The following is a 10,299-nucleotide window of genomic DNA, read 5'->3' on the forward strand; positions in this document are numbered from 1 at the left end:
TGGTTATAGACCGGTACGGGAAGCTGTCCTCCCGCACTATCGACCGTAACCTTGATGTCGGCCGAGACAGTGACACTGTTGGAATGCGTATTGCTGTAGCTGTCCTTGTCGGTTGCCCGCACATCGAAGTTGAACGTGCCGGTCTGGGTCGGTGTACCGCTCAGAACACCGCTTGCAGAATCCAGCGTCAGGCCCGGAGGAACGCTGCCTTCCAGGCTAAAGGTGTAGGGTTCGGTACCGTTTTCCGCATAAAAAGTCCGCGCCTCGATTGCCTGCCCGTAAACGGCAGTCACAAGTTCACTCTTTTCCCGGATCATGACCCAGATATCGGGTGCCGCCTTGACCGAGATCGTCTTCTGTTCGGACTTCTGGTACCCTTCCTTGTCCGTCACCGTTACGGTGACAGTGGCGCTTCCAGCCTTCGTCGGCGTACCCGAAATCTTGTTGCCTTCAGCCTTGAGGCCTTCCGGCAGACCCTCGATCTTGTACTCGTAAGGTTCGGTACCCTTGTCTGCCTTCACCTCGACCGGGCCATAGGCAAGGTTCTGCTTGCCGTCGACAAGCTGCGACAGGTCAAGCGTGATCTCCGGGGCCGGCGCTATTTCAACGGTATAGAAACGCCAGCCATTGTTCTCGTCAATATTCGCGCCCTGATTGTTCACATCGCTGGCGCCAAGCCAGAAGGTGAACGTTCCCGCCGTCGTCGGCTTGCCGGACAGCTCCCCTGTCGTCTCGTTGATGGAAAGCCCCGCAGGAGGTGAGGTATTTATACCCTTTCTGTATTTATAGGGTCCGACACCGCCCGATGCAGAAATCGTCTGACTATAGTCCAGCCCGACCTTGCCTTTGGACAAGGTCTCCGGACTAATGGTGATCGTCGGCGCGGCAATCGTGAAACTCTCATCGCGCGTTTTTGTATAACCCTCGGCGTCCGTCACCTGGATCGTGAATGAGAATTTGCCCGAAGCCTTGACCGTTCCGGTCAGTTCACCGGTGTCGTCGTTAAGGCTCAGGCCAGCGGGAAGCTCACCGCTCGCCACGCTCCATTTATACGGGCCTGTGCCGCCTTCCACCTTGTATTTTGCACTATAGGCCTGGTTATAAACCGGAACAGGCAGGGTACCGGTCGCGCTTTCGACCGAAAGCTTGATCTCCGGCGCTGGCGCTATTTCAACAGTATAGAACCGCCAGCCATTGGTCTCGTCACTATTCGCGCCTTGATTATATGAGTCGGTTGCGCCAAGCCAGAACGTGAACGTTCCCGCCGTCGTCGGCTTGCCGGACAGCACCCCTGTCGCCTCGTTGATGGAAAGTCCGGGAGGAGGCGATGTATTTATCCCATGCCTGAATGAATAGGGCGCTACACCGCCCGAGGCTGAAATGGTCTGGCTATAGTCCAGCCCGACCTTGCCGTTGGACAAAGTCTCGGGGCTGATGGTGATTTCGGGCGCCGAAATAACCAGATGATTACCGCGGAAATTATTATCCCCGGTCTTGTCCGTTGCCCTTATGACGAAATCGAAAGTCCCCGTCTGCGTGGGGATACCCTTCAGTTCACCAGAGACCGGATCAAGCGACAATCCCTCCGGAAGAGGTCCTTCGACAGAAAATTGATAAGGCGCAGTACCACGGCTCGCTTCAAAAGTTACCTTGTATTCCTGTCCCACCTTGCCTGGCGGCACATCCGAGCCCCCGCCCTTGATTGTTACCCATATGTCGGCTTTTGAGTGCACCGTGACTCTTTGAACGATTTCGCCTGTTCCGCCGGTCGTATCCCGCGCTTGAACGCGTATATCGTAAGTACCCGCCTTCGTAGGCTCGCCCAATATATTTATGTAGGGGTAACCTTCACTTGCGGCAGATGACCTCAAACCGTCAGGCACACCGCTCCAAGTCATTGTAAAAGGCATCTGCCCAGTTACGTAGTTTTTTACTCCGATCCTACAAAATACGCGGCTTCCGACTTTGAGCTCTGCGCCGCCGGGACAATCCACTTCCCACTGAAAGGGTTTATCTAAACCCCAACTGACGGCAAGCGTATCGCTTGCCCCAAATCTATCCTTCACCGCGAGTGTAAAAGAATAGTTTCCACGAACCTTTGGCTTACCGCTCAACTTGCCGGTTACGCCATTCAACTCCACCCCGGGAGGAAGCTGTCCACTTTCAACCGAAAAAGTGAAGGGCTCAACCCCGCGCGTCGCGTAAAGTTCTGCCTCGTAAGGAATCAAAAGTTCGGGGTGTGGAAGGCTGCCCCCTTTAACCGCCAGCTTGATCTTCGATGGCTCGATTGAAAAACTCACATGAGTCTTGCCAACATACCCCAAGCGGTCTGTTGCAACGACGTCAAAACTGAAATCACCTGACTCTCCCGCGCGCCCCTCCATGACACCCGATTCAGTATTGAAAGTTACCCCTTTTGGGAGTCTGCCATTGGCTATGGAGTAAGTATAACGTGTCTCGGGCTGCCCATCCGCGTCAAATCCGCCACTTGCTCTAGCAGTCGCGTACACCCACGAGCCATAAGGGCTTGGCCCGTGCAGCACCGACCCGATCCTGTCGGTTATCCCAACGGTTACTGTGGGCCTGACGAGACCCGCCATGGGCACATCATAGCAGTCATTCTCTCCCCCATTTAACACCTCGACCGGCAAACAATATCGGATGAGATAGCTCTCATTATAGCTTGCAGGGACGCCAAGCCGCCCGCTCCACGAAAAGCGTCTCTCGTCATCAATTTGCCTGCCCTGCAACCCTTGGCCGGACAATCCGACCCTCCACCAACGATATCCACCGGTTACCTCCCTCCAATTGGGCTTGCATCCCTCACATTTAACAACAATGTTCAATCGCACATCGCTACCGACGATAAGCGGACCCGAGATGTCATGCGTGCCGACCATACCACGGGCAGCCCACGCAGCAGGCTGCATGAACAACAACATGGTCATAACCAACAACAGAACGAAGCTGATTGTGCGCAGGGTGAAAGCTTTTATCATGGAGTGATCGCTTGATTGGAGGCAAAATTAACCAAGCAAATCCAATATCAAATTATAATTTCCCGATCTATATATTGATTTTACTTTCGTTCTCATATTGAAAACTTTTGCTTTCAATATGAGAACGTTTGCTCCAGAGAATTATTTATATAGATCTATTTTCACAATCTATTGGTAACGTCGTCTTTTCGGTCGCAGTGACATTTCTAAAATTCCGCGAAGTTCGAAATAGAATACTGATTTCCATAAGCGAATGCACACTCTGGTTATTTCCAGGAGCATCTGCGAAAATAATTTCGAGCGCTTTACATCGGACGGGTCGATCAAAACCATCGCCCGGATCAACGCCATCTGGAAGGCCTTCTGAACAGTCTTCGGCGTACGGTTGATGACCGGATGCCAGCCGCAGGCCGGCCCCGAATCGGGACCGGCCTGCGGCCTGCCTTCAGCCGTCAGCGCAGCCCATCAAAATGTTCCTCGCAGATCGCGGCAGCGGTTTCCTGCAGCGCCGTTACGCGCCGGACCAGCCAGGCCAGTTCCTCGGCGGTGATTTCGTATTGGTGCATATACCGGGCCTCGACATAGGCCCGTTCGAGGCGGGCGAAGCACTGCTGGGCGAAGCGGCTGTCGCGGGGCCAGACCGCGATCAGCCGGGGCGCGACCCGCTCCGCATGCGTGCGCAGCCAGGCCAGTCGGTGGGATTTCGGGCTATGGAGCGTCAGGACACGCAGGGTGCCGTGATAGAGCCGTTCGACGGTCTGATGGAGGTCAAAGGCTGCTTCCCTGTTGTAACCACGCCCCATCGCCTCCTTCGCCAGTTCGAAGCGATGCGTGGCGCTCGGGAACCAGTGATCGAAATGCTGACGCATCGCAGCCCTGGCGCCCTCTAAATCCAGCGTCCTTGGTTTGACAAGGGGAAAGCCCGGCGTGTCGTGGAGGATGAGGCCGGTGCGGGCGATGTCCACGAAGAAAGGCCAGCCGTGCACGAGCTGGTTGTTTAAGTCCATGATGGAGAGAACGATGAAGTTGACTGGCGTTGCCAGACTCTTGGTGACCGTCAGTTCTCGCTGCAAGCAATCCTTGGCCCCGTCCCAGAAACGTGGATCGGCGAAGGTTTTGGTGCTGACGACGACGAGCAGGTTATATTCGCAGCGATTATTGCCCTTGCAAGCTCCGACCCGGCAACCATGTGCACAGGAGCCAAAGAGAACCAGTGTAAGGATACGGCCGCTCTTCTCCTTGTCCGCGAGCCTGCCTTTTTGCGCCTCTTTGAATTCATGGAAGAGGATTCGTGAGATCCTTTCTAGTTCGCGACGCCTGTTCTCGGGAAGATCGCGGAGACGTTCAGACAGTGTCACGGACACAGCAGCCTCCGGTGAAGCGTATGTTGGAGGGCCGTCGTTTGGTTCTCCGGTGCAGACTTTCCGATTGAAACCTGCGGTCGTCGGACGAGCTTTCATGATGCACCCCCATTGGCTTCGGGGAGGCCCTTGCGGTCACTGCCGGGCATGAAGAGCCCAGGCTGCAGGGCCTGCCCGATGCGCACCAGATCGGCTAGCGCTGAACGCACCTGCGGCCAAGGCAAATCCGGGGAGGGCTCGAAATACTCGCCCCTGCGCAGGACCGCATCGAGCTTGCCCGCCACGCCGGCAAGCGTGGTGGCCGGCATGGCGATCAGGGCGTCTGCCAACTTCATTTCAGTGCGGTCCGCTCGTATCTCGGCCTTTTCGGCACGACTATACCCCAAAGCGTCATCCAGACGGTCCCAGGCTTCCTGTCGTTCCCGGAAGGCTGCTATTGCCTGCGTCTTCACGACCTGATGCCCGGCTTCATCGCCGCATATCCGGTCTATGTCTTCCAGACTGAATGCACGAACCGGCGCCTTTACTCCGGGCAATGCGATTTCCACTTCCGGAAATCCGACAGCGGCGACCATCCTGCGTTCGAGGTCCATCTGCATTATCCAAAGGCGTTGCATTTCATTATAGGCTGCCAGCCATTGCCGCCAAATGTCCAGCGCCGGATCGGAGGCGGGATTGCGGGCCAGCGCCTCGGCGGTGCCTACGCCATATTCAAGCGACAACGTCGCCGTGGTTATCGTCGTACCCGTCAGCAACATCCTTCGCGTGACGGAAGGCAAAGTCGTGGTATTGTCCGAATCAGCCATTGATCCGAGCTCCTATCAGCTTGGGTTGTGGTTAGGCTGAGCGGGATGGAGTCAACATTCCGCTCAGCCGACGCAAGTGCAATGCACGTGCAGTCGCATATTGCATTCATAAAGAGCAAACTGCAAGTCCTGTGAGTTTTGATGATAAAGAAGCCCTTCACTACGCGTTTAGACATCGAGGTTCTCGCTTTGGCGCAGCAACTCGCTGACGCCGAACGACGCTCAGTGACGGCGATTATCGAGGTGGCTTTGATTGAGTATGCAGAGCGGCGGGGGCTCAAATTGGCCAAGTCGAATAACAAAAGCGAAGGGTAACGGTGAAATTAGCTTTCCCTGCCGTTACCTGACTATTTCGCGTTCGCCTGTCGGCCGCCATCGAACATGATCCTCGGTCCAGCGGTCGATTTCAGCTTCGCGCCAGCCCGCTCGTAGAGGGTGGAGCTGAATAGCTCGTGCGGGAATGCACCGCGTTCAGGCGAATGATGCGGTTTGGTTCGCGCAGGGCGGCTAGGCCTTCAGCTGGTTATTTTTGATGAGTGCTGGAACCAGACAGAACAGGGAGATTTGCCGGCGCGCAAGTGGTTCAGCTCATCGGAGGGCTGCGGCGCGAAGAAGGCGGCAGCGGCCATTTGGCTAGCGCGCAAGGGAACCCCTACGCTATCGTTGCCAAAGCATTCGCTCCTGGTTCAATGTGAATCTTCCCTCTGGCGTTCATCTTGGCTCCCCAAGCAGATTCCGGCGGCGATGGGATGTCCAAACTCTCCCCCGCTTGCTTTTTGGCTATTACAACATTATTGTTGTAAGCATGATTCCTGCGCTCGTCACATTGCCCGGCTCTCCATGGACCGTTCTGCCTCGTGGGATCCACGCGGCAGGCTTGGAAGATGTAGCGGCTGCTTTCGCAACGAACCCTTGGCGGCGTGAACTTTTCGAAGGCCTCATCCTCGCCTCCAACAAGCTGCGATTGGCTGGATGTCCGGTGATCTATCTCGACGGCAGCTATGTGACCGGCAAGCCGAGGCCCGGCGACTTCGATGCATGCTGGGATCCTACTGGGGTGGATCCGGCTAAGCTTGATCCCGTGTTCCTGGAATTTGCGAACGGTCGGGCAGCGCAGAAAGCGGCATTCAAGGGCGAATTCTTTCCGTCCTCGATGATGTGCGTGGACATCGGGCAAGCATTCGTCGATTTTTTCCAACAGGATCGTTTCACAGGAAAACAGAAAGGGATCATCTCCATTCCGCTTTCGGCCGATCCACTTCTCTCCGGGAAGGTGCAGCCATGATTTATAGCGACAAACAGTATTGCGTTTCGAGGGCGCAACTGGCGAAGTTGCAAGATGCGCTTGTTACTGCAAAGGCGCGCGCATCAAATCAGGCTTGGCTCAGGCAGGCGGAGATCGATGGGCTCGAAAGCCAAATCGCCGATATCGAGGCCGAGCTTGCCGAATACGATCTGTTGAAATCCGGCCAGGTCTCTTTCTCGAAAACCTATGCGCTTGAAGAATTGCCGCGCGTGCTGGTGCAGGCGCGAATCGCCTCTGGTATGAGTCAGACGGATCTTGCCGAAAAACTTGGCATGAAGCCGCAACAGGTGCAGCGCTATGAGGCGACCAATTACATAGGTGCAAGCCTTGGTCGGCTGATCGAGATTTCGAAGGCGCTCGGTGTGAAGGCGTCGGGAAGTTTTGAGGGGCCGAAGCAAGTCGGCGGATCGGTGTTCGCATGGGGCGATGTCGACGATATCGTTTGGGGTCAGCTTCCCTACAAGGAGATGATCAAACGTAAGTGGTTTGATCTGCCGCGCGGCGCAAACCCGATCGAGCGCGTGAAGGATTATTTCTTGCACGCGGCCGGACCGCAATTTGCGACGGCCTTTCATCGGAAGAAGATGCGCAGCGGGAACGTGCCGAACGAATACGCCCTGCTTGCGTGGCAGGCGCGTATTTTGGAGCGGGCGCATGGCAAAATCGAAGCCGGTAAAGTTGGCATCTTTGAACTGGATGACCGGTGGCTGCAGCAGCTGGTACGTCTTACTACCTGCAAAGACGGACCCAGGCGTGCTCAGGATCTGTTGGCTGAGAAAGGCATCGTTCTCATTGTGGAGCGTCACCTTCCGGGGTCATATCTCGACGGCGCGGCCATGCTCGCCGATGGTGAGACACCGGTCGTAGGCCTCACGCTGCGCTATGATCGACTGGATAATTTCTGGTTTGTGCTGATGCACGAACTGGGTCACGTCTTTCTGCATCTCTTCGACGGTCTGCGGTTCGACTTCTTCGATGAAGAAGGCGGTAATGGCGGCGATGCGATCGAGGCAGAGGCCGATAAATTTGCGCTCGACGCTCTGATACCGGAAGCATTGTGGGATCAGTGTCTCTCGCGTTTCGCGCTGTCGGAAGAGGCGGTGCGGATCGATGCAGAGACGATCGGCATCGATCCGAGCATCATTGCAGGACGCATCAGGAAAGAGCGCCGCAACTACACCATCCTGAACGATTTGGTTGGCCAGGATCAAGTGCGTTCGCAGCTCGAGGAGGCGAACGATGATCTTGACTGAGAACATGTATGTTCCGGCGCTGCGATGGCGCATGGCTGAATATCAGGCTTTGATGCGGCTGACTGCAAAAGCCAAAGAACGGGTCGTTCCATACATCACGATTCCAGAGCGCGAATTCGATTTTGATTCCTGGCAGCCGAAGAAGACTATCCATGAGCACGTCCATCCTTTTATCGCACGCTATGAAAAGAAATGGGGCAACAGACCGGCGTGGATCGGGATACATCCAAGCCTTGTCGACGGTGTAATGGATGACGGGCGTGACATTCTAACTTACGTGTTTGAGGGCTTGCGGAAGTTTGACGCTCCGGCCGTACCCGCGATCAGGCTTGATGCGGAAAGTCGTTTTCAGAATTCTGTTGCGGCTATTATCGGGCGAAACGGACAAGGCGCCGCCATTGCCATCCGACTCGAAGACCTGATGAAGAAGGATGCATTCGCTCGTGTTGCCGCAATGTGTAGATCGCTTGAGGTCAATGAGGACGAAGTCGATCTTATTGTCGATCTCGGTGAGCCAAACTTTGAGCCCTACGATACATTCTCGATCGCACTGATCACTGCCTTGCGCCGGCTGGGTGATCTCAACCGGTTTCGTAACTTCGTGCTCGTGGGCACAGCGATTCCGGAAACATTTAAGGATCTTGCGAAAGGGCAGGATGAGTTACCGCGTCACGATTGGCTATTTTTCCAGACGCTTCTCTCAAGATTGCCAGCGGGCATGAGACGACCGAACTACGGAGACTATACGATCGTCCATCCGGATTTCACCCCGCAGGACATGCGCAAGATCAAATCGGCGGGAAAGATTGTTTACACTACAGGTAAATCCTGGTGGGTCTGCAAAGGTGGGGCATTTCGAGGCAATGAAGGGCAGATGCACGAGCATTGTGCGGTGCTTGTGGGATCGGGCCTATTCAAAGGGAATGACTACAGCTACGGAGATGACTACATAGGCAAATGCGCTATCAAGAAAGCTCCGCCGAGCAATCTCACGCGATGGAAGGACGTAGCAATCAACCATCACATAATGCACGTGCTGGACGATCTCTCCACGTCTGGCGCTGTGCCATGAAGGCGCGGATGGAAGCGGTGATCTCGCGAAGGCTCATGGCTTCGCATAGCATCTCGTAAAGTTGTTTTCTCGGCCGGCGGAGATCTTTCGGCGCATATCCAGCTTGGTCCAGGAGTTGGATCACTTCATCACGCCAAAGTAGGTGCGCCATCATGACGGGATCAATTTCGGGATTGGCGGCGGCGTTTCGCAACACCTGGAAGTTGATGCCGCCTCTTGGTCCCTCCTCAGCCGCGATCACGCCGCACCATTCGGGAGCGTGAGCCAAGATGCCTGCTATATGCTTCGGTGCGGCGACGAGAGTTAGCTTTTGTAGCGTCTGGCGGTAGATATCCATCTGGGTCGCAAACCGCTCGAGGTTGTCCTTGGCGCTTTTAATTTCATAGCCGTGGATGCAGCCGTTGATGACGGCCACGTCGATGCGGCTCCGAGCGTGCGCGAGGCCAAGTTCATCGATCACGAGCGTATCGGGTTGAGATTTCGCGCGTCGCAACCGTTTGGCGTGTAGCGCAGAGCGAATGTCAGTGTCTGTCGTTCCCAACTTAGTCATGGCCAGCATCGTCATCCTTCCAGCTTCTTTCTGCCGGAGGTTCTGCTCAAAGCCAAGATGGCATTCTGACTCACCTGACATTTTTCCAGCGTGCCGCCAGCGATGTCCCGCTTCTGGTCGTCGGAAAGCTCGCTGAAACGACTGACTGGAGAGCGCAATGCGCCGCGGCAAGTGCTGTTGGAGGCATCCACTCGGAACCCGGACTTTTTAAAATGCCCTCTGCTGGATTAATGCGTGTCTTTGGCTTCCGGGAGAGGCGATCTAGCTGATCTTGATGCCTTGTCCGATGAGGATTTTCTTGCCGTTGTCGAGTTCGGCCAACATGCCGTTGGACTGGATGGTGACGGACTTGACCACGCCCTTGACGCTGCCGTCGGCATTGGAGACGGTGCGACCGACCCAGCCTGCGGCCTGGGTAACGGAGGTGTTAGCGATGAGCGCGTCCAGCTTGCTGTTCATCTGCACGGCCTGTTCGACATTGGAGAAGGTGGCAAGCTGGCTGACATACTGGGTCGGATCCATGGGCTGGGTGGGATCCTGGTTCTGCATCTGGGTGACCAGAAGCTTCAAGAAGGCATTATAGTCGACGCTTGCCCGGTTCGCGGCCGAAGCTGCGGGGCCTGCGGGCCGGGACGTGTCGACTGCAGCCGGACTGTTGGGAGCAAGGGCGAGCGGCGAGGTCGTGATCATGGTGTTTCCTTAAAATATCTGTGGCGTGCGGCGATGGATCCGGCGGTTGGCAGGCTCCTGCATATGGTCCCTGCGACGTCTGACAGCTTGGCGGCCTGGCGGGGAATAGCGCAGGCAAACGGGGCGATCCGGCCTGCGGCTTACATCCGATGCCGGCTATTTGAGATAGCGGAGCAGGCTTATATTCTGCAGCTGGACGGTCAGGGAGAACGCCATCTCCAGCTGCGTCTTCAATATATCGAAACGCGTTTTGGCCTCGTAG

General features: G+C 55.9%; 10 protein-coding genes and 1 pseudogene. 4 read left to right on the top strand and 7 right to left on the bottom strand.

What is annotated here, in order from left to right; all coding sequences use genetic code 11:
* The 4 genes and pseudogenes from ACOWVS_RS23170 to ACOWVS_RS23185 form a co-directional block, all read right to left on the bottom strand.
* Window positions 1–1,733: Ig domain-containing protein (locus ACOWVS_RS23170; RefSeq protein ID WP_420973166.1), on the bottom strand; the 1,733-nt coding region annotated here is incomplete at its 3' end.
* Between the two features lie 303 nt (window positions 1,734–2,036).
* Window positions 2,037–2,999: pseudogene (locus ACOWVS_RS23175) on the bottom strand (Ig domain-containing protein); the annotation flags it as partial.
* Window positions 3,000–3,451: 452 nt separating this feature from the next.
* Window positions 3,452–4,363 (bottom strand): HEPN domain-containing protein, encoded by a 912-nt coding sequence (locus tag ACOWVS_RS23180; RefSeq protein WP_247644480.1) that lies wholly within the window; start codon window positions 4,361–4,363, stop codon window positions 3,452–3,454.
* Window positions 4,364–4,455: 92 nt separating this feature from the next.
* Entirely contained in the window at window positions 4,456–5,166 is a 711-nt protein-coding gene (locus ACOWVS_RS23185) for a hypothetical protein (RefSeq protein WP_075042531.1), read from the bottom strand.
* Between the two features lie 141 nt (window positions 5,167–5,307).
* On the opposite strand from ACOWVS_RS23185, the gene ACOWVS_RS23190 reads away from it, so the two are divergent.
* The 4 genes from ACOWVS_RS23190 to ACOWVS_RS23205 all read left to right on the top strand — a co-directional run bounded on the left by ACOWVS_RS23190 (window position 5,308) and on the right by ACOWVS_RS23205 (window position 8,797).
* On the top strand, window positions 5,308–5,481 hold the full coding sequence (locus ACOWVS_RS23190) for a ribbon-helix-helix protein, CopG family (RefSeq protein WP_139309334.1): 174 nt from the start codon (window positions 5,308–5,310) through the stop codon (window positions 5,479–5,481).
* A 454-nt stretch (window positions 5,482–5,935) separates the two neighbouring features.
* A complete protein-coding gene (locus ACOWVS_RS23195; RefSeq protein ID WP_247644479.1) occupies window positions 5,936–6,451 on the top strand; it encodes a DUF6932 family protein in 516 nt (171 codons plus the stop codon).
* Window positions 6,448–7,725 (top strand): XRE family transcriptional regulator, encoded by a 1,278-nt coding sequence (locus ACOWVS_RS23200; RefSeq protein ID WP_075042530.1) that lies wholly within the window; start codon window positions 6,448–6,450, stop codon window positions 7,723–7,725. The genes ACOWVS_RS23195 and ACOWVS_RS23200 overlap by 4 nt, the downstream gene beginning before the upstream one ends.
* Window positions 7,712–8,797, top strand: a complete 1,086-nt coding sequence (locus ACOWVS_RS23205; RefSeq protein WP_075042529.1) for a beta family protein — start codon at window positions 7,712–7,714, stop codon at window positions 8,795–8,797. The genes ACOWVS_RS23200 and ACOWVS_RS23205 overlap by 14 nt, the downstream gene beginning before the upstream one ends.
* Here ACOWVS_RS23205 and ACOWVS_RS23210 read toward each other — a convergent pair.
* From ACOWVS_RS23210 to ACOWVS_RS23220, 3 genes are all read right to left on the bottom strand, one after another.
* Window positions 8,739–9,362 (bottom strand): sce7726 family protein, encoded by a 624-nt coding sequence (locus tag ACOWVS_RS23210; protein WP_420973164.1) that lies wholly within the window; start codon window positions 9,360–9,362, stop codon window positions 8,739–8,741. The genes ACOWVS_RS23205 and ACOWVS_RS23210 overlap by 59 nt on opposite strands.
* A gap of 246 nt (window positions 9,363–9,608) precedes the next feature.
* Window positions 9,609–10,037 carry a flagellar hook assembly protein FlgD gene (gene flgD, locus ACOWVS_RS23215; protein ID WP_075042528.1) on the bottom strand — a complete coding sequence of 143 codons (429 nt, stop codon included), beginning with the start codon at window positions 10,035–10,037 and terminating at the stop codon, window positions 9,609–9,611.
* 156 nt (window positions 10,038–10,193) lie between these two features.
* On the bottom strand, window positions 10,194–10,299 hold a 106-nt coding region (locus ACOWVS_RS23220), incomplete at its 5' end, for a flagellin (RefSeq protein WP_420973167.1).

Origin of the sequence: Brucella sp. IR068 (assembly GCF_049065885.1) — a bacterium.
In the GTDB taxonomy this organism is placed as follows: Bacteria; Pseudomonadota; Alphaproteobacteria; order Rhizobiales; family Rhizobiaceae; genus Brucella; species Brucella intermedia.

Bases quoted from the DNA above. Each gene is read 5' to 3' on its own strand.
- flgD (WP_075042528.1), bottom strand. From the start codon at position 10,037: ATGATCACGACCTCGCCGCTCGCCCTTGCTCCCAACAGTCCGGCTGCA.
- ACOWVS_RS23190 (WP_139309334.1), top strand. From the start codon at position 5,308: ATGATAAAGAAGCCCTTCACTACGCGTTTAGACATCGAGGTTCTCGCT.
- ACOWVS_RS23185 (WP_075042531.1), bottom strand. From the start codon at position 5,166: ATGGCTGATTCGGACAATACCACGACTTTGCCTTCCGTCACGCGAAGG.
- ACOWVS_RS23205 (WP_075042529.1), top strand. From the start codon at position 7,712: ATGATCTTGACTGAGAACATGTATGTTCCGGCGCTGCGATGGCGCATG.
- ACOWVS_RS23200 (WP_075042530.1), top strand. From the start codon at position 6,448: ATGATTTATAGCGACAAACAGTATTGCGTTTCGAGGGCGCAACTGGCG.
- ACOWVS_RS23210 (WP_420973164.1), bottom strand. From the start codon at position 9,362: ATGACGATGCTGGCCATGACTAAGTTGGGAACGACAGACACTGACATT.